Origin of the sequence: Micromonospora sp. WMMD712, assembly GCF_029581295.1 — a bacterium.
GTDB lineage: Bacteria > Actinomycetota > Actinomycetes > Mycobacteriales > Micromonosporaceae > Micromonospora > Micromonospora carbonacea.
In genome coordinates this window covers 3547259-3566276 of the sequence record NZ_CP120743.1, presented here as the reverse complement: position 1 = coordinate 3566276, position 19018 = coordinate 3547259, and the positions used below count along the sequence as shown (strand labels likewise).

The following is a 19018-nucleotide window of genomic DNA, read 5'->3' as shown; positions in this document are numbered from 1 at the left end:
GAGCGACCCCGGGCGGGGTCAGCCGGTCGGCGTGGCGAGCAGCGCCTCCAGGCGCGGGGTCACCTGCCACTGGTCGACCAGCGCCCGGTATTCGGCGCGCTGCTCGGCGGTCGGCGGCCCGCCTGCCCGCCGCGCCCGGATCAGCAGGTTGCGGGGCGTGTGCCGGGAGTCGACGAACTCGACCACCTCGGTCCGGTACCCGTGCAGCCGCAGCAGCGCGGCCCGCAGCGAGTCGGTCAGCACGTCCGCGAAGCGCTCGCGCAGGATGCCCTGCCGGGTCAGCAGGTCGTACGGGGCCGGGGCCGACCGGGCCCGTAGCTGGGCGGCGAGGTCGTGGTGGCAGCACGGCGCGGCGAGCACCCAGCGGGCGTCCCAACGCACCGCCCGGGCCAGCGCCTCGTCGGTGGCGGTGTCGCAGGCGTGCAGGGCCAGCACCAGGTCGGGAGCGGGGTCGACCGCCGCGTCGGCGATCGTGCCGGCCACGAAGGTCACCCGGTCGGCCCAGCCGAGCCGCCCGGCCAGCTCGGTGTTGCGTTGCCGCTGGTCCTCCCGCACGTCGACGCCGACCAGCCGCACGTCCAGCCCCCGCTGGTCGAGATACCGGTACGCGGCGAAGGTCAGGTACGCGTTGCCGCAGCCCAGGTCGACCACGCGCAGCGGCCCGGTGAGGCCGTCCGGCAGCGTGGCGGCCAGCGCCCGCAGGAACGCGTCCACCTGTCGGCGCTTGGCCGCCGATCCGCCGATCTCGGCGAAGATCGCGTCGCCCGGGTCGAGCAGCCACTCCTTGGCCCGGTCGTGCCCGACCGGCTCGGCGGCGGGCCGGGCGGCGGCGGCCCGGTGCACCTGCGCCTCGCCGGACTTGGTCACCCGGAGCTGGAGCGTCACGTCGGTCGTCTCCACGTGCCAGTTGCCGAACGGCTCGGCCAGCAGGGCGTCCACGGCCGCGCCGGCCTCCGCGCCGGGCGCGAGGTTGCGGGTGTACGGGCGGGCCCCGTCGGAGGTGGCGATCTGCAACCTCGGGCCCGCCTTGAGGGCGACGGGGCGCAGCTCGGCGCGGACCACCGAGGGGCGGTGCCCCTTGCGGCGGCCGGCGGCGACGGCCCGGGTCAGCGCGGGGTCGAGCAACAGGGCCCGGACCTCGGTCAGGGCGGCGTCCAGGGGTTCGGGCATCTCTCCATCTTCCTCGCCGGGATCGTCCCGCACGCGGCGGGCGGTGCCCTCGGCGGCCCCTGGGCGGGACGTCGAGTGGCGGCCCTCGGCGGGACGCGGGGTGTGCCGAGCCGCCCCGCCCGGTCGGCCTGCTCCGGAACGCGACATCCCCCGCTCCGGCGGGGCCGGGCGGGGGATGTCGACGGTCGCGCGTGGGTCAGTCGGCGGTCGCCTCGGCGGGCGTACCCGGGCCGGAACCGCCACCCCGGCGGCGTCGGCGGCGGCGGGGCTTGGCCGGGTCGCCGTCGGCCGCCGCCGCAGCGGCGGCGGGCTCGGTGCCGGACGGCTCGGCGGCGACCACCGCGGTCGGCTCGCCGGCCACGACCTCGCCGGCCCGGCGGCGACGCCGGCGGCGCGGGGTGCGGGCCTCGCCCTCGGCGGCCTGCTCGGCCGGACCATCGGCGGCGTCGCCGTCGGGCCGGCCCCGGCGGCGCTCGCCGCGCCCACGGGACTCGCCCCGCTCGCCGCGCCGGGGGCTCCGGCCGCCGGACTCGCCGCGCCGGGACCGGCCGCCGAGGTCCTCCTCGACCTCCGCGGACAGCCCGGCCCGGGTCCGCTCCGCCGTCGGCAGGGTGCCGGTGACGTCGCGGGAGATGGCCAGGTCGGTGTAGAGGTGCGGCGACGTGTGGTACGTCTCCGGGGGCTCCGGCATCTCCAGCCCGAGCGTCTTGTCGATGATCCGCCAGCGGGGCATGTCGTCCCAGTCGACGAAGGTCACCGCGACGCCCGTGGCGCCGGCCCGGCCGGTGCGGCCGATCCGGTGGGTGTAGGTGTCCTGGTCCTCGGGGCAGTCGTAGTTGATGACGTGGGTGACGCCGCTGACGTCCAGGCCCCGGGCGGCCACGTCGGTGGCGACCAGGATGTCGATCTTGCCGGCCCGGAACGCGCGTAGCGCCCGCTCCCGGGCGCCCTGGCCCAGGTCGCCGTGCACGGCGGCCACGGCGAAGCCGCGGAAGTCGAGATCCTCGGCGACCCGGTCGGCGGCCCGCTTGGTGCGGGTGAAGATCATGGTGAGGCCGCGCCCCTCCGCCTGGAGGATGCGGGCCACGATCTCGATCTTGTTCATCGAGTGGGTGCGGTAGACCAGCTGCTCGGTCTGCGGCGACGGCCCGGTCTCGGCGGTGTGCCCGGCGTGGATCGTCATCGGCTGGCGCAGGAAGCGCCGGGACAGGGTGACGATCGGGTCCGGCATGGTGGCCGAGAAGAGCATCGTCTGCCGGTCCTCCGGCAGCATCGCGAGGATCTTCTCGACGTCGTCGAGGAAGCCCAGGTCGAGCATCCGGTCGGCCTCGTCGAGCACCAGCGCGCGCACCCGGTCGAGGCGCAGGTGCTTCTGCTTCTGCAGGTCCATCAGCCGGCCCGGCGTGCCGACCAGGATCTCGACGCCCTTGCGCAGCGCGTCGATCTGCGGCTCGTACGCCACGCCGCCGTAGATCGGCAGCACCCGGACGCCCCGGGTGCGCCCGGCGGCGGCCAGGTCCTTGGCGACCTGGATGCCCAGCTCGCGGGTGGGGACGACGACGAGGGCCTGCGGCACGCCGTCGCCGCCCTCGGCCGGGGCGAAGACGCGCTCCAGCAGCGGCACGCCGAAGCCGAGGGTCTTGCCGGTGCCGGTCGGCGCCTGGCCGATCATGTCGACGCCGCGCAGCGCGATCGGGATCGCGTACTCCTGGATGGCGAAGGCGCGGGTGATGCCGGCCGCGGCCAGCGCCTCGACGGTCTCCGGCCGGGCGCCGAGCTCGGCGAAGGTGGGTGCCTCCGGGCGGACCGGGGCGGTCGGTGCCAGCTCCTGGCCGGCTGTGGGATCGAAGATCTGATCGCTCATATGGATTTGGGGGTGCCCTCTCGTGGTGCGCCCCTCAGGTCCTCAGGGCGCGGACGGTAGTGCGCGGGCCACACGGTCGGGGGCGAGATCGCCGAGCCGGACCGGGCCGCACGCGCGCCGTGGTGCAGGGCTTCGGGTCGGATCGACCCTTCGCCGGATCAGCGCCCACGGCAACTGCCCCATACTACCTGAGCCGCCCCGGTGTCGTCCCTGTTCAGGGCAGGGTACCCACAATTGGGGTCGGTGATTGTGACCTGGGTCACATGAATGCCACCCGATTGCGCCCCGTTGCGCCGCGTTCGGGGCGGGGTGGGCGGGCCCGGCCGGCCGACCTGCGCGGTCGGGCCGGCCAGCGCCTCTGGCCGCCGGTCTCCCGCAGGGAGCTCAGCGGACGGTGAAACCGACCGCCCGGGGCGACGCCTCGGCGATCTCGACGTAGGCGACCTTGTTGACCGGCACGATGACCCGCCGGCCCTTCTCGTCGGTCAGGGAGAGCGTCCCCTCGTCCTTCGCGAAGGCGTCGGTCACGATCTGCTCGATCTCGGCCGGCGACTGCGCGCTCTCCAGAACCAGCTCGCGCGGCGCGTACTGCACGCCGATCTTGACCTCCACGGTGCCTCCTCAACTGGGGCGAAAAAGCCGCCGTGGGAAGGCTATCCGATCTCACGGCCGGATGTTCAGGCTGACTCACCCTGCAACGGGAAGCTGGCGATGCCCCGCCAGGACAGCGCCGCCACGAGCGCCTCGGCCTCGGCCTTCGGCACCTGCCGGCCCCCGGCCAGCCAGAACTGCGCCGCCGTCTCCGCCGCGCCGACCAGGCCGGAGGCGAGCAGCTCGGCGTGCGCCCGGCTCACCCCCGTGTCGGAGATGATCGTGTCGGTGATCGCGGCGATGCAGCCCTGCTCCACCCGCTCCACCCGCTGCCGCACGGCCGGGTCGTTGCGCAGGTCGGACTCGAAGACCAGGCGGAACGCCTCGCTCTCGTGGTCGACGAAGTCGAAGTAGGCGCGGACCGACGCGCCGACGCGTTCCTTGTTGTCGTTGGTGCCCCGCATCGCGTCGTGCACCTTCGCCACGATCGCGTCACAGTGCGTGTCCAGCAGCGCCAGGTAGAGCTCCATCTTGCCCGGGAAGTGCTGGTAGAGCACCGGCTTGGAAACCCCCGCCCGCTCGGCGATGTCGTCCATCGCGGCGGCGTGGTAGCCCTGCGCGACGAACACCTCCTGCGCCGCCGCGAGCAGCTGCTTGCGCCGCGCGGAGCGGGGCAAACGCGTGGGCCGGCCGGCGGTCTGGGCACCGTTCCCCACAGCCGTCATGGGAACCTCCGAAACTGGTCGTACGAGCCGGCATATCGCCCGAACCGGTCGGGGTCGACGAACCCCGCGCGGAATTGGCCCGCCGCTGTAACTTATCGCCACTGTCACCACACGGTAGCCTCAGCGGGGGCGACCAAGGAGCGCGCGGTGAGTGAAGCAGGGCAACCCGGTGCCGCCACCCCGGGAGAGCACGGCGACGGCACGGGTCAGCAGGACGACCTCGCCCGTTCCGTCAGCGGGTGGGCGCCCTCGGCGACCGGCTGGTCCGGTGGCGGCGACGCCGGCGCGTCGCGGGAGGCGTCGTCCGGCTGGGGCCGCGCCGAGCCGGCGTCCGGCTGGGGCGCCTCGTCGCCCCGCCACGGCGACCTGCCGGCCCCCCTGCCCGGCCCGGCGACCCGGGGCGAGCCCGCGACCCGGGTCAACGGCCACCCGCACGTCAACGGCGTGAGCCACCCCGGCGACGAGTCGCGCCCGGGCCGCCCCACGCCGGTCAGCGCGCCGCCGCACGCCGAGGGCGCCGGCTGGGAGGCCGACGACGACCGGCTGGCCGTCCCCGCGCAGCGCCCGGCCTCCGCCCTGGAGCGGTCGGCCCCGGCGCGCGGCGGCGACCCCGACCCCGCCGCCCGGCACTCCTCCGACGACCAGCCGGCCTCCCGCCTGGGTCACTGGCCGGACGACGACGCCCCGGCGTCCGCGCCCCCCGCCGGCCAGGCCCCACCGGCCGACCCCGGCTTCGACTCGGCGCGCGGCTTCCCCGCCGACCGCGCCGCCCCCGATCACGGCGCGACCGCCGGCGGGCCGTACGACTGGGCCCACCGGTTCCCGCCCGAGGACGACGACCCGCGCGGCTACCCGGCGGCCGAGCCCGGTCGTGGCGGCCGGCCCGGCGAGCCGGGTCGTGGCGGCTATCCCGGCGAGCCCGACCGGGGGCGCGACGAGACCGCCGCGCCGCCCCCGCCGGGCTGGGCCGGCCCCGACTGGAACCGCCCGAGCTGGGGCGGGGGGTGGGCGCCGCCGTGGTCCCGCGACCAGGGCGAGCCTGCCGCCCGCCGCCTGCGCGACGACGAAGACGAGCCCGCCCGCCGGTCCCGCGACGACGAACCGGCCGGGCGTCGCCTGCGCGCCGACGAGGACACCGCCGACCGCCGCGCCGGCGTGGACGAGCTGGCCGGGCGTCGGGCCGGCGTGGACGAGCTGGCCGGGCGTCGGGCCCGCGCGGAGGCCGAGCCGAACGGCCCGGCGCGCGCGGAGGCCGAGCAGGCCGGTCCGCCGTCGCGCGAGGGCCGGGCGGCCGACTGGGCCCCCCCGGCCGGTCGGGGCCACCCGCCGGAGCCGGTCCACCCCTACGCCGCCGAGTCGACCCGGCCCTACGAGCCGGTCCGCGCCGAGCCGGTCCGGCCGTACCAGCCGGTCCGCGCCGAGCCGGTCCGGCCGTACGAGGTGCCCCGTCCCGGGTCCGAGCCGCGTGCCGGGTCCGAGCCGCGTGCCGGGTCCGAGCCGACGACCCGACCCGCCCCGGAGCCGGCCGAGCGCCCCGCCTGGGCCGGTGCCCACCCGGCGTCCGCCCCGCCCGCCGGCGGGCCCGGGACCTCGTCCGCCGCAGCCGTCGACCCGGCCGAGGCCCGGGCCGCCGCCCGGCCCTTCCGGCTCCGTCCGGTCCCCGAGGACGCCCCGCCCACCGACGCACCCGGCCGACCGCCGACCGCCACCGCCACCGGTGCCGGACCGACCGCCGTGCCCGCCACGAGCGGGATCGGCCGGCTGGTCCGCACCCCGCCCGCGCCCGCCCCGGCGAGCGCACCCCCGTACGCGGCCCGCCGATCCGCACCCGACCCGGTGAACCCGGCCGCCCCGGCCGACGGGGGCCGGCAGCCGGACCCCACGGCGGTGCTGCCGCAGCGCGTCCCCGCCGAACCGGACGTGCCCGTCGTGCCGGAGCCGCCAGCCGTGGAGCCCCCCGCAGAGACCCCGGAGCTCGCCCGCATCGCCACCCACCTTCGTCGCGACGACGAGCCCGCCCCGCCGCAGGAGCGGCCCGAGGGGTTCGACGTCAACGCCATCCTCGACGCCGTGCGCGGTGTCGCCGGGGTGCGGGACGCGGCCCTGCGCCGCACCCCGGCCGGCGCGCACAGCCTGCGGCTCGACCTCGCCGACGGCGCTGACCCCGCCGAGGTGAGCCGCCAGGTGGCCCGTCTGCTCCAGGATCGGATGGGGCTGGCCGCCGCTCCGCAGGACGCTGCGGGGCCACCGGGCGTCCCGCCCCCGCCCGTGCGTCGCCGCTCCGCCGAGGCGCGCCCCGACCTGCGGGGCGCGGCCCCCCGGCCCCCCGAGCGGCGGCCCGCCGACCCCCGGGCCGCCGGCCGGCTGCCGGAGGGCCGACCGTCCGCCGACGCGCCGCCGCCCCGGCTCGACCGCCGGGCCGACCCGGCGGGGGAGCCGCCGCGCCGGCGTCGCCAGGCGACCACGCACCGGGGCCGGGCCGCCGTGGAGGAGCCGGGCCAGGTCAGCGCCGCCCCCGCCGGGCTCGCGACCGGCAGCCCGGCGACGCTCGGCTCCTCGTACTCCGGTGGGCAGATGACCACGACGGAGACCGCGCCCTCGCGACCGCTGGACACCGGCGGCGCGCCGGGGCCCCGCGTGGTGATCGACCACGTCCAGGTGAGCACGTTCGGCCTCGACGCGAACGTCGAGGTCCGCCTCCTCGCCGACCGGGAGACCGCATCCGGGTACGCGACCGGGCCCGCCGTCGACGGCTACGTGCTGCGGCTCTGCGCCGTCGCCGCCGCGGCGGCGGTGGACCAGCTGCTGCGCGGCGGCGAGCAGGAGCCCGACCGGGGCCGGTGCTTCGTCGAGCACGCGGCGGTGGTGCCGTTCGGCAACTGCGAGGTGGCCACGGTCGTGGTGCTGCTGGTCTGCGACGGCTGGGTCGAGCAGCTCGCCGGCTCGGCGCTGGTGGCCGGCGACCCCCGGCAGGCCGTCGTCCGGGCCACCCTGGCGGCCGTCAACCGCCGCCTGGAGGCGCTGCTCGCGTGAGCCGCCGGGCCGGGCGCGCCCGACGGGCGGCTCCCGGTGCGGGGCCGACCGGCGGTCCGGCGTGACCGTCGCCGGCCGGTGGGCGCAACGCGGGCGGGACGCGGCGGGCGCGGGCAGACTTGGTGCCATGAAAGCCGCCATCCTCGGGCCGGACCACCACCTGCCCCCGCACGGCACCCCGCCGCCGTGGCCCGGTCGGGAGGTACGCCTCGACGGCACCGTCACCCACGTCCGGGACACCCCGGCCACCGCCGCCGGGGCGGAGCCGGCGCTCTACGTCCACGGCCTCGGCGGGTCGTCGCAGAACTGGACCGACCTGGCCGGGCTGCTCGCCGACCGGCTCGACGGCCAGGCCATCGACCTGCCGGGATTCGGGCACAGCGAGCCGAGCCGGCGCTACACCGTCCCCGCGTTCGCCGAGCACGTGGTCCGCTGGATCGAGCACTCCGGCCGGGGGCCGGTGCACCTGCTCGGCAACTCGCTGGGCGGGGCGATCTCGGTGCGGGTCGCCGCGCTGCGCCCGGACCTGGTACGCACGCTGACCCTGATCTCCCCGGCGCTGCCCTTCCTGGACTTCCGCCGCTCGTTGCAGGGCCGGATGCTGCCGCTGCTGGCCGTCCCGCGCGGGGAGCGGCTCGTCGGCTGGCAACTGGCCCGGCTGGATCCGGAGGTGATGGCGCAGCAGGTGCTGGAGTCCTGCGTGGCCGACCTGACCCGGATCAGCGAGCAGCGCCGGCGGGAGGCGTTGGAGGAGATCCTGCTGCGCTACCAGGCCGCGCACTACGCCTCCGTGTACGTGCGCACCTTCCGCGGCCTGGTCTCCAGCTTCCTGCGTTCGTACCTGCGGGGGCCGGAGTCGCTGTGGCGGCTCGCGGCGGCGGTGCGGGTGCCGACGCTGGTGATCGGCGGGTCCGAGGACCGGCTGGTCGACGTGCGGGTGGCCCCGCAGGCCGCCCGGGTGATCCCGGACAGCCGGCTGCTGATGCTGCGCGGCGTCGGGCACGTGGCCCAGCTGGAGGTGCCCCGCACGGTGGCCCGCGCGGTGCTCGGTCTGCTCGACGAAGTGGCGAACCCCGTGACGGTCCGTGACGTGGCATCCTGACCGGGATGCCCGGATTCCTGCCTCGTCGCGCTTCCCGCCCGAATTCCCCCGCAGCCCCGCCCGCCCGCCGGTGGGCCCTGCTGTCGGCCGCCGCCCTCGCCGGGTGCGTCCTGGCCGGCGCGGTCCTGCTGACGGCCCGGCCCCCGACCGGCGGCGGGCCCCCGACCGAGGTCGAGGCGCTGGCCGTGGACCAGGCCGCCCGCACACCGGCCCCGCCGGGCGGCGCGGCCCCGGCCCCGGCGTCGCCGGGCCCCGGCGGCCCTTCGGCGGCGGCGTTCGGCGGCTCCCCGCCCGTCGACCCCGGCGCCCCGCCGGCCCCCGGGGCGTCCCCGGTGCTGCGGATCCCGGGCCCCGTGCCGTCGGCCGGCGGGGGCGGCTTCCGGTACGACGACCGTCCCGGCGCGGTGCTCGGCGCGGCCGGCGCGCTGCGCCGCTACCGGGTGGCGGTGGAACGGGAGGCGGGCGAGGACGCGGGCGACTTCGGCACGGCGGTGCAGGAGGCGCTGGCGGGGCCGGGAAGCTGGGTGGACAGCGGCCGGCTGCGGCTGCAACGGGTGCCCGGCACGGCCCGGCACGACTTCACGGTCTACCTGGCCACGGCCGGCACGGCGGCGCGGATGTGCGCGGCCGGCGGGGTCGACATCCGGGTGGGCGGGCGGCCCTACACCTCCTGCCGCGCGCCCGGCAAGGTGATCATCAATCTGGACCGGTGGCGGCTGTCGGTGCCGCACTTCGTCGCGGCCGGGGTGCCGCTGGCGGTCTACCGGACGTACGTGGTGAACCACGAGGTCGGGCACCAGTTGGGCCACGGCCACGAGCGCTGCCCGAAGCCGGGCCGGCCGGCGCCGGTGATGATGCAGCAGACCCTCTTCCTCAAGGGCTGCGTGGCGAACCCGTGGCCGTACCGGGACGGCCGCCGCTACGCCGGCCCGCCGCTGTGACCGGGGGCCTGCCACGGTGACCGGGGCCTGCCACGGTGATGGGGGGCCCGCCGCGGTGACCGGGGCGGCTCCCGTCGCTGCGGCCGGGGCGGGGCGCGCCGGGAAAGGCGAGGGCTTCTCGCACTGCTAGCGGCAAAAGCGCAGTTGGGCGCGATTTGTCTGTCAGGCTGACGGGGTGACTTCCCTCTCCCCGTCCGGGGCGTACCGCCCCCGGCGGCCGGGTCGGCCGGGGCCCCGTACGGCGCTCGGCGGCCTGTCCGCCCTGGTGGCCGTCGCCGCCGCCGTGCTCCTGGTCCTCGGCGCGGTGCCGCCGACCGGGCCGGCGCAACCCGGCGGGGCGGGGGCCGGCGCGGGCGACCGCAGCGTCGGGGCCGCGCCGGGCGACCGGGCCGACCAGGCCGGTCGGGCCGAGCAGGGGCGGTCGGGCGACTGGCCGACCAGCGGACCCGGCCGGTTCGTCGCCGCCGCGGGCGGGTCCCCGGTCCGGGGCGCGGGCGGGCCGGTGCGCCGCTACCGGGTGCTCGTCGAGCGGGACACCGGCCAGGACGCGGACGCGTTCGCCGAGGCGGTCGACGAGGCGCTGGGCGACCCGCGCAGCTGGACCGCCTCGGGCGAGGTGCGGCTGCAACGGGTGGCCGGGCCCGCCGCCCCCGCCGGCCCGGAAGCCGCCGCCGCCCCCTTCGCCCCCTCCGACCCCTCCGCCCCCGGTGTCTCCGGGGTTTCCGCACCCGAGGTGGACTTCACCGTCTACCTGGCCACCCCCGTCACCTCGGAGCGGATGTGCGCGCTCGGCGGGCTGCGCACCGAGCGGTACACCTCCTGCCGCCTGCCCGGTCAGGTGATCATCAACCTGGCCCGGTGGATGGAGGCGGTTCCGGACTACGGCGCCCCGCTGGACGCCTACCGCACGTACGTGGTCAACCACGAGGTCGGGCACGAGCTCGGCGAGCTGCACGAGGCGTGCCCGGGGCCGGGCGAGCCCGCGCCGGTGATGCAGCAGCAGACGTACGGCCTCGACGGCTGCGTCGCGAACCCCTGGCCCTACCTCGACGGCAGGCGGTACGCGGGGGAGCAGGTCCCGGGCACCTGAGATATTCCCGCTCCCGCATGTCGGGCGGGTGTCCCTGCTCATGGCCGACCGGCGCTCCGGCGAGTGACAATGGCTCGTCACCCACGCCGATCCCGGGGAGTCCACCGTGTCGTTGCCCCCGCTCGTCGAGCCCGCCGCCGAGCTGACCGTTGACGAGATCCGCCGCTACTCGCGCCACCTGATCATCCCCGACGTCGGGGTCGAGGGGCAGAAGCGGCTGAAGAACGCCCGGGTGCTCTGTGTGGGCGCCGGCGGTCTCGGCTCGCCGGCCCTGCTCTACCTGGCCGCGGCGGGCGTCGGGACGCTCGGCATCATCGACTTCGACACCGTCGACGAGTCCAACCTCCAGCGGCAGGTCATCCACGGCGTCTCCGACGTCGGCCGGTCCAAGGCCGAGTCCGCCGCCGCGTCGATCCGGGAGATCAACCCGCTGGTCACCGTGGAGATCCACAACACGGCGCTGGACCGGGACAACGTGCGGGAGATCTTCTCCGGCTACGACCTGATCGTCGACGGCACCGACAACTTCGCCACCCGCTACATGGTCAACGACGCGGCGGTGCTGCTCGGCAAGCCGTACGTCTGGGGGTCGATCTACCGGTTCGACGGCCAGGCGTCGGTGTTCTGGGCCGAGCACGGCCCCTGCTACCGCTGCCTCTACCCGGAGCCCCCGCCGCCCGGCATGGTCCCCTCCTGCGCCGAGGGCGGCGTGCTCGGCGTGCTCTGCGCGTCGATCGGCTCGATCCAGGTCAACGAGGCGATCAAGCTGCTCGCCGGCATCGGTGAGCCGCTGGTCGGCCGGCTGATGGTCTACGACGCCCTGGAGATGAGCTACCGCAAGATCAAGGTCCGGAAGGACCCGAACTGCGTGCTCTGCGGCGAGAACCCGACGGTCACCGACCTGCTGGAGGACTACGAGGACTTCTGCGGCGCGGTCTCCGAGGAGGCCCAGGAGGCGGTGGTCGACGCGACGATCACCGCAGCCGAGCTGAAGGAGTGGCAGGACGCCGGCAAGGACATCTTCCTCGTCGACGTCCGCGAGCCCGCCGAGTACGAGATCGTCCGGATCCCCGGCTCGACGCTCATCCCCAAGGGCGAGATCATCTCCGGCGAGGCGCTGGCGAAGCTGCCGCAGGACAAGCAGATCGTGCTGCACTGCAAGTCCGGCGTCCGCTCCGCCGAGGCGCTCGCCGCGCTCAAGGCGGCCGGCTTCCGCGACGCGGTGCACGTCCAGGGCGGCGTCCTGTCCTGGATCAAGCAGATCGACCCCTCGCTGCCGGCGTACTGACCGCGGCCACCGCGGGCACCGCCCGCGCTGGCGGTGCAAGGAAGGGCCCCTTCTTAACGCTTACGGCAGAGAAGGGGCCCCTTCTCACATCCGCGCGCCCACCGTTCACATCTGCTCGCCCACCGTTGGCACCTGCTCGCCCAGTGTCGCCCGGCCGACCATCCGAGGTGGGATCGCGTCTGCGTCGGTAGCGTTCCTGCCGTGGTCGACTTGGACGCCGCGATCGGGTTCGTGGTGGCGCACGGTGACGCGGTGGAACGGGCCCGGCTGTCCTGGCTGCGGGCCGGCGCGACACCGTCGCCGGAGTTGCTCGACAGCGCCGAGGTGGGGCAGACGCCCACCGGCGGCTGGCCCGCCGTGTGGGGCACCGACCTCGCCTCGGTCGACGCCACCTGCTTCCGCCTCGCCGAGCTGGACGACCTCGGCGCGCTCGGCCGGCCCGCCGCCCGCCGGGCGCTGGACTGGCTCGCGTCCCGGCAGCAGGCCGACGGCGGCTGGGAGGAGGACGCCGCCCTCGCCGACGACGCCCCCTGGTGGGCCCGGCCCGGCGACCCCGAGGCGCGGCTGTACCTGACCGCCACCGTCACCTTCTGGCTCACCGTCGCCGACCTGGACGCGGCGCGGGCCGCCGCACCGCCCGGCCGCTGGTCGACGCACCCGCCCGACCCCCGCTGGTCGGCTCATCCGCCTGACCCCCGTTGGTCGGCGCACCCGCCCGACCCCCGGTGGCCGGCCGGCCCGCCCGGCCAGGCGACCGGCAGCCCGCATGCCGGCAACCAGCTCGCCGGCAACCAGCTCGCCGGCGACGCGTACGCCGGTTCCGTGCAGGCCGGCGTCCGGGCCCTCGTCGGGCAGCTCCAGCCGGACGGCACCTTCCCGTCGTACCTGGCCGTCGGCTGGCTGAGCGCGGCGGTCTTCCACCAGCAGGAGCTGTTCTACGAGTCGGCCCGGATCCAGGTGGCGCTGGCCGACCGGATGCCGAAGCTCTCGCCGGCCAACGCGGCGTCGCTGGCGGCCGCCCTGCGCCGGGTCGGCGTCGACGAGCAGCACTGGACGCTGGTCGCGGCCCGCCGCCGGTTGACCGAGACCCAGCGCAGCGACGGCGGCTGGGAGAGCGACGACGGCCACCAGTTCGACGTGCACACCACCCTGGCGGCCATCCGCGCCTGCCGCTGACCGGCCCGCTGCCTGCCTCGTGCTCCGCCCAGCGGGGTGAGAAGGGAACCCCTCTCTACCGTATGCGTTAACAGGGGGCCCCTCCTTACCCCTACCCCCGCAGGTGGCCGTCGCCCGTCACGACGTACTTCGTGCTGGTCAGCTCCGGCAGGCCCATCGGCCCCCGGGCGTGCAGCTTCTGCGTCGAGATGCCGATCTCCGCGCCGAAGCCGAACTCGCCGCCGTCGGTGAACCGGGTCGAGGCGTTGACCATCACCGCCGCCGCGTCGACCCGGGCCACGAACTCGCGGGCCGCCGACTGGGAGTCGGTGACGATCGCCTCGGTGTGCCCCGTGCCGTACCGGCGGATGTGCGCCACCGCCGCGTCGAGCGAGTCGACGACGGCGACGGAGATGTCGGCCGACAGGTATTCCGTGGCGAAGTCCTCGTCGGTCGCCGGCACCACCGCCGACGAGTACGCGGCGACCTCCGGCGAGCCGTGCACCGTCACCCCGGCCTCGGCGAACGCGGCCAGCACCGCCGGCAGGAACGCGTCCGCGACCGAGGCGTGTACCAGCAGCGACTCGGCGGTGTTGCAGGTCGACAGGCGCTGGGTCTTCGCGTTCAGGGTGATCGCGACGGCCTTGGCGAGGTCGGCGGCGGCGTCGACGTACACGTGGCAGTTGCCCACCCCCGTCTCGATCACCGGCACCGTCGACTCCTCGACGACGGTGCGGATCAGCGACGCCCCGCCGCGCGGGATCAGCACGTCGACCAGGCCGCGCGCCCGCATCAGCTCCTTGACCGAGTCGCGGGAGCTGGCGTCGAGGAGCTGCACGGCGTCCGCCGGCAGGCCCGCGTCGGCGATCGCGTCGCGCAGCACCGCGACCAGGGCCGCGTTGGAGTGCGCCGCCGAGCCGGAGCCGCGTAGCAGCGCCGCGTTGCCCGACTTCAGGCAGATCCCGGCGGCGTCGACGGTCACGTTGGGGCGGGCCTCGTAGATGATCCCGACCACCCCGAACGGCACCCGGACCTGCCGCAGCTCCAGCCCGTTGGGCAGGGTCGAGCCGCGGACCACCTCGCCGACCGGGTCGGGCAGCGCGGCCATCTCGCGCAGCGCGTCGGCGATGCCCGCCACCCGCGCGGCGTCGAGGGCGAGCCGGTCCAGGATGGCCGCGCTCAGCCCGGCCTCCCGCCCGGCCGCCAGGTCCGCCGCGTTCGCGGTCACGATCTCGGCGGTACGCGCGACCAGCGCGTCGGCCATCGCCACCAGCGCGGCGTCCTTGGTGGTGCGGGTGGCGACCGCCAGGGCCTCCGCCGCGCCCCGGGCCCGCCTGGCCTGCTCGACGACGCTCATCCAGCTCACTCCTCACGGTGTTAGGAAGGGACCCCTGTACAACAGAATGCGTTAACAGGGGGCCCCTGCTTACAGCAGCACCAGGTCGTCGCGGTGGACGACCTCACGTTCGTACGCCGGCCCGAGCGCCGCCGCCAGCTCGCCGGTGGAGCGGCCGAGCAGCCCGGGCAGCTCCACGGCGTCGTAGTTGACCAGCCCCCGGGCCACCGGCGCGCCCCCCGAGTCGACCAGGTCGACGGGGTCGCCGGCGGTGAACGCCCCGTCGACGGCGGTGATCCCGGCCGGCAGCAGCGACTTGCGCCGCCCCACCACGGCGGCCACCGCGCCCGCGTCGAGGTGCAGCCGGCCGCGCGGGGTGGTGGCGTGGGCCAGCCAGAACAGCCGGGCGGTCGGGCGTCTGCGTTCGGCGTGGAACAGGGTGCCGACCTCGTCGCCGGCCAGCGCGGCGGCGGCGAGTCCGGCGGCGGTGAGCACCACCGGGATGCCGAAGCCGGTGGCGATCCGGGCCGCCTCGACCTTGGTCACCATGCCGCCGGTGCCGACGCCGGCCCGCCCGGCCCCGCCGATCTGCACGCCGGCCAGGTCGCGTTCGTCGTGGACGTCGGTGATCCGGGTCGACCCGGGGCGGGCCGGGTCGCCGGTCCACAGGGCGTCGACGTCGGAGAGCAGGACCAGCAGCTCGGCGTGGACGAGGGCGGCGACGAGGGCGGCGAGCCGGTCGTTGTCGCCGAAGCGGATCTCCTCGGTGGCGACGGTGTCGTTCTCGTTGACGATCGGCACGGCCCGCAGGTCGAGCAGCTTGCGCAGCGTCCGGTACGCGTTGCGGTAGTGCGCCCGCCGGGTCACGTCGTCGACGGTGAGCAGCACCTGCCCGACGGTGAGGCGGTGCCGGGCGAAGCCGGCCGCGTACCGGCCGATCAGCAGGCCCTGGCCGACGCTGGCGGCGGCCTGCTGGGTGGCCAGGTCGCGCGGGCGGCGGCTGAGCCCGAGCGGGGCGAGCCCGGCGGCGATCGCGCCGGAGGAGACCAGCACCACCTCGCGGCCGTCGGCGGCGAGCCGGGCGAGGGTGTCGACCAGCGCGTCGACGCGGGCGTCGTCGAGGCCCCCGGACGCGGTGGTCAGCGAGGACGAGCCGATCTTGACGACGACCCGCCGGGCCGAGGTGACTGCGAGACGCACCCGCCCATTCTGCGCGGTCGGGTCGGCGGGCCCCGGCGGCGTTCCCATATCGTGGCAGCTCGTGACACCTGCGGAGTACGTCGAGGCGGTCCTGGAGCTGGTCGAGCGCATCCCGCCTGGCCGGGTGATGTCGTACGGCGCGGTGGCCGACGCGCTGGCCGAGCGCTCGGGGCGGGCGTCGGCGCGGCTGGTCGGCTCGATCATGGCCCGGCACGGGGGCGGGGTGCCGTGGCACCGGGTGGTCACCTCGGCGGGCCGGCTGCCGCCCGGTCACGAGGTCGAGGCGCGGGCCCGGCTGCGCGCCGAGGGCGCCCCGCTGGGCGGGACGGGGGTGGACATGGCCGCGGCGGCCTGGTCGCCGGAAGAGGGGATGTGACCGCGACCGTAACGTGAGTAACATTCGGCGTCATGACGCTGCCGCCCGCCGGACCCGGGACGCCGCCCGCGGCCCAGGCGCCGCAGCCCGGCGCGGGCGGGGCCGCTCCGCAGTCCGGCGGCCACGTCCTGCCCCGCCGGGTGCACGCCGGCTACGCCCTCGGCTCCCTGGTCACCGGGGCTTTCGGCACCGTGCCGGGGCTGCTGCTCCTGCCCTACCTGACCGACACCCTCGGCGTCGCCGCCGGGGTGGCCGCCCTGCTGGTGCTCCTGCCGAAGGCGTGGGACGTGCTGGTCAACCCCGTCGCCGGGCGGATCTCCGACCGCACCAGGTCGCGCTGGGGGGCCCGCCGGCCGTACCTGCTGCTCGGCGGGCTCGCCCTCGCCGTGCTGTTCGCCGCGATCTTCGCCGCCCCGTTCGACGCCGGCCCGGCCGCCGGGGCGTACGTCGCCCTCGCCTTCCTCGCCACGGCGACCGCGTTCGCGTTCTTCCAGGTCCCGTACGTGGCGATGCCGGCCGAGCTGACCGACGACTACGCCGAACGTACCCGGCTGATGAGCTGGCGGATCGCGGTGCTGGCGGTGGCCATCCTGGTCTCCGGCGCGGTGGCCCCCGCCGTGGTGACCGCCGGCGGCGACGGCGTCGCCGGGCACCGCTGGATGGGCCTGTTCGTCGCCGCGCTGATCGTGCTCGGCACCCTCGGCGCGTTCCTCGGCACCCGGGGCGCGCCCACCGGCACGGTCGGCGAGAGCGAGCCGACACTGCGCGCCCAGCTCGCCGTCGCCGCCCGCAACCGGCCGTTCCGGGCGCTGCTGGTCTGCTTCGTGATCCAGTCCGCCGGGGTGGCCACCATCCTGGCCGGGGTCAGCTACTTCGCCGACCAGGTGCTGCGCGACCCCACCACCGGCCCGACCGTGCTGTTCGCCTGCTTCGTCGGGCCGGCGCTGCTGGTGATGCCGCTGTGGACCCGCGTCGGCGCGCGGGTCGGCAAGCGGTCCGCGCTGGTCGCCGCGTCCGTGCTGCTCACGGCGGGGGCCGCCGGCCTGGTCGCCGCGCCGGCGCTGCCGGCCGTCGCGGTCTATCTCGTGGTCGCGGTCATCGGCGTCGGGTACGCCGGCCAGCAGGTCTTCGCGCTGGCCATGCTGCCCGACTGCATCGCGTACGACACGGCGCGCACCGGCCGCCGGCAGGCCGGCGTGTTCACCGGCCTGTGGACGGCGGGGGAGACCCTCGGCCTCGCCCTCGGCCCCGGCATCTACGGCCTGGTGCTCCAGCTCAGCGGCTACGTCTCCTCCGACACCGGCACGGCGGCCGTCCAGTCCGACGCGGCCCGCCTCGGCGTGCTGCTGGGCTTCACCGTGCTGCCCGCCCTGCTGGTGGGCCCGCCCCTGCTCCTGCTGCGCCACTACACGCTCACCCGGGACGACCTGCTGACCGTCGCCGCCGGCCACCAGGGGACCGGCCACCACGAGAGGAACGTCACCGCCGCATGAGCGACGACCAGGACACCGGCCAGGACACCGGCCGGGCGCTGCCGGAGCGCGGGCTGCCGGCCGAGCGGGTGCTCGGCGACGTCAAGGCGCTGCGCGCGGGGGACCGGCCCACCCACGGGGGGCGGCTCTTCGCGTACGTCTACGACCCGGCCGTGCCGGGCCTGGACGAGCTGGCCGCCGCCGCCCACGCGAGCAGCGCGCACGTCAACGGCCTCGACCCGACGGCGTTCCCGTCGCTGCTGGCGATGGAGAACGCGCTGGTCGGGGCCGCCTCCCGGCTGCTCGGCGGCGGCCCCGGCACGAACGCCCCCGACGTCGTCGGCAGCGTCACCAGCGGCGGCACCGAGTCGCTGATCCTCGCCGTGAAGGCCGCCCGCGACGCCCGCCCCGACGTCGCCGCGCCCCGCATCGCCGTGCCGGTGACCGCCCATGCGGCGTTCGCCAAGGCCGCCCACTACCTGCGGGTCGCCCTCGACCCGGTGCCCGTCGACCCGGTGACCCTGCGGCCGTCCGCCGCCGCCGTGGCCGCCGCGATCGGCCCCGACACGGTCCTGGTGGCCTGCTCCGCCCCCTCGTACGCGCACGGCGTCGTCGACCCCGTCGCCGAGATCGCGGCGGTGGCCGCCGAGGCGGGGGTGCGCTGCCACGTCGACGCCTGCTTCGGCGGCTGGACGCTGCCCTGGCTGCGCCGCCTCGGCGAGCCGGTGCCGCCGTTCGACTTCGCCGTCGCCGGCGTCACGTCGATCTCCGTCGACCTGCACAAGTACGCGTACGCCCCGAAGGGCGTCTCCGTGCTGCTGCACCGCACCCCGGCGCTGCGCGCCCCGCAGTTCTTCGCGTACGCCGGCTGGCCCGGCTACACGATGGTCAACCCGGTGATCGCCTCCACCCGCTCCGGCGGCCCGATCGCCGCCGCGTACGCCACCCTGCGCCACCTCGGCGAGGACGGCTACCTGCGGCTCGCGGCGGCCACCCGCGACGCCGTGGCCGGGCTCGCCGCCGCGGTACGCGGCACCGACGGGCTGCGGCTGCTGGCCGAGCCCGAGTCGACGGTGGTCTGCTTCACCTCCACCGACCCGACGCTGGACCTGTTCGTGCTGGTCGACGAGCTGACCGCCCGCGGCTGGCACACCCAGCCCCAACTCTCGTACGGTGACCTGCCGGCCAGCGTGCACCTCACGGTGACCGCCGCGGTGGCCCCCCGGGTGGCGGAGTTCGGCCCCGACCTGGCCGACGCGGCGGCGGCGGCCCGCGCCGCCGGCCCGGTGGAGCTGCCCGCCGAGCTGACCGCGCTCGCCGCGACGCTGACCCCGGAAGCGCTCACCCCGGAGCTGGTCGCCGGCCTGGCCGCCGCCCTCGGCCTCGGCGGCGCTGCGGTTGGCCCGGGCCCGGTGGTGGCCGGCGTTGGCGACGTGGCGGCCGGCCCCGGCGACGCGGCGGCCGGCCCGGGCGACGCGGCGGTTGGCCCCGGCGGCGGCTTCGCGCCGGACGCCACCGTCAACGCCCTGCTCGACGCCGCCCCGCCGGCCCTGCGGGAGCGGCTGCTGGTCGAGTTCGTCGGCCTGCTGCAACGCCCCACCTACTGAGCTGCCCCTGAGCCGCCCGCCCCGAGCTGTCCCGTTCGGGGCGGGCGGCGGCTGTGGTTGACTGGCGC

Annotated in this window: 15 protein-coding genes; 9 read left to right on the top strand and 6 right to left on the bottom strand. The window is 76.8% G+C overall.

The window, feature by feature from the left end:
* Positions 1-18: 18 nt before the first annotated feature.
* The 4 genes from O7633_RS15280 to O7633_RS15265 all read right to left on the bottom strand — a co-directional run bounded on the left by O7633_RS15280 (position 19) and on the right by O7633_RS15265 (position 4350).
* On the bottom strand, positions 19-1170 hold the full coding sequence (locus O7633_RS15280; RefSeq protein ID WP_282328254.1) for an SAM-dependent methyltransferase: 1152 nt from the start codon (positions 1168-1170) through the stop codon (positions 19-21).
* Positions 1171-1366: 196 nt separating this feature from the next.
* Positions 1367-3034: a DEAD/DEAH box helicase gene (locus O7633_RS15275; RefSeq protein ID WP_282328253.1), complete on the bottom strand. Its 1668-nt coding sequence runs from the start codon at positions 3032-3034 to the stop codon at positions 1367-1369.
* Positions 3035-3418: 384 nt separating this feature from the next.
* On the bottom strand, positions 3419-3646 hold the full coding sequence (locus O7633_RS15270) for a DUF3107 domain-containing protein (RefSeq protein WP_007073114.1): 228 nt from the start codon (positions 3644-3646) through the stop codon (positions 3419-3421).
* Positions 3647-3711: 65 nt separating this feature from the next.
* Positions 3712-4350 carry a TetR/AcrR family transcriptional regulator gene (locus O7633_RS15265; protein ID WP_074472473.1) on the bottom strand — a complete coding sequence of 213 codons (639 nt, stop codon included), beginning with the start codon at positions 4348-4350 and terminating at the stop codon, positions 3712-3714.
* 1155 nt (positions 4351-5505) lie between these two features.
* On the opposite strand from O7633_RS15265, the gene O7633_RS15260 reads away from it, so the two are divergent.
* The 6 genes from O7633_RS15260 (at position 5506) to O7633_RS15235 (ending at position 12980) form a co-directional block, all read left to right on the top strand.
* Positions 5506-7383: a hypothetical protein gene (locus O7633_RS15260; RefSeq protein ID WP_282328569.1), complete on the top strand. Its 1878-nt coding sequence runs from the start codon at positions 5506-5508 to the stop codon at positions 7381-7383.
* Positions 7384-7510: 127 nt separating this feature from the next.
* Entirely contained in the window at positions 7511-8485 is a 975-nt protein-coding gene (locus O7633_RS15255; RefSeq protein WP_278129450.1) for an alpha/beta hydrolase, read from the top strand.
* Positions 8482-9426, top strand: coding sequence for a DUF3152 domain-containing protein (locus O7633_RS15250; RefSeq protein WP_282328568.1), 945 nt, complete (start codon positions 8482-8484; stop codon positions 9424-9426). Before O7633_RS15255 ends, O7633_RS15250 begins: the two co-directional genes overlap by 4 nt.
* A gap of 175 nt (positions 9427-9601) precedes the next feature.
* Positions 9602-10516 carry a DUF3152 domain-containing protein gene (locus tag O7633_RS15245; protein ID WP_282328252.1) on the top strand — a complete coding sequence of 305 codons (915 nt, stop codon included), beginning with the start codon at positions 9602-9604 and terminating at the stop codon, positions 10514-10516.
* Between the two features lie 106 nt (positions 10517-10622).
* Positions 10623-11804, top strand: a complete 1182-nt coding sequence (moeZ, locus tag O7633_RS15240) for an adenylyltransferase/sulfurtransferase MoeZ (RefSeq protein WP_074472834.1) — start codon at positions 10623-10625, stop codon at positions 11802-11804.
* Positions 11805-12005: 201 nt separating this feature from the next.
* Complete coding sequence (locus tag O7633_RS15235; protein WP_282328251.1) at positions 12006-12980, top strand: prenyltransferase/squalene oxidase repeat-containing protein; 975 nt, start codon at positions 12006-12008, stop codon at positions 12978-12980.
* A 91-nt stretch (positions 12981-13071) separates the two neighbouring features.
* Here O7633_RS15235 and O7633_RS15230 read toward each other — a convergent pair whose 3' ends face one another.
* Together O7633_RS15230 and proB are read right to left on the bottom strand one after the other, a co-directional pair.
* Positions 13072-14316 carry a glutamate-5-semialdehyde dehydrogenase gene (locus tag O7633_RS15230; RefSeq protein WP_282328250.1) on the bottom strand — a complete coding sequence of 415 codons (1245 nt, stop codon included), beginning with the start codon at positions 14314-14316 and terminating at the stop codon, positions 13072-13074.
* Between the two features lie 69 nt (positions 14317-14385).
* Positions 14386-15543 carry a glutamate 5-kinase gene (proB, locus tag O7633_RS15225; protein WP_282328249.1) on the bottom strand — a complete coding sequence of 386 codons (1158 nt, stop codon included), beginning with the start codon at positions 15541-15543 and terminating at the stop codon, positions 14386-14388.
* Positions 15544-15556: 13 nt separating this feature from the next.
* Between proB and O7633_RS15220 the strand changes: the two genes are divergently transcribed.
* The 3 genes from O7633_RS15220 to O7633_RS15210 are packed head-to-tail and all read left to right on the top strand — an operon-like array spanning position 15557 to position 18950.
* The gene (locus tag O7633_RS15220; RefSeq protein WP_074472481.1) at positions 15557-15871 is read left to right on the top strand and encodes an MGMT family protein; all 315 of its coding nucleotides are present in this window, start codon (positions 15557-15559) and stop codon (positions 15869-15871) included.
* Between the two features lie 32 nt (positions 15872-15903).
* Complete coding sequence (locus O7633_RS15215; RefSeq protein ID WP_282328248.1) at positions 15904-17364, top strand: MFS transporter; 1461 nt, start codon at positions 15904-15906, stop codon at positions 17362-17364.
* Complete coding sequence (locus tag O7633_RS15210) at positions 17361-18950, top strand: aminotransferase class V-fold PLP-dependent enzyme (protein WP_282328247.1); 1590 nt, start codon at positions 17361-17363, stop codon at positions 18948-18950. Before O7633_RS15215 ends, O7633_RS15210 begins: the two co-directional genes overlap by 4 nt.
* The last annotated feature ends 68 nt before the right edge of the window (positions 18951-19018 follow it).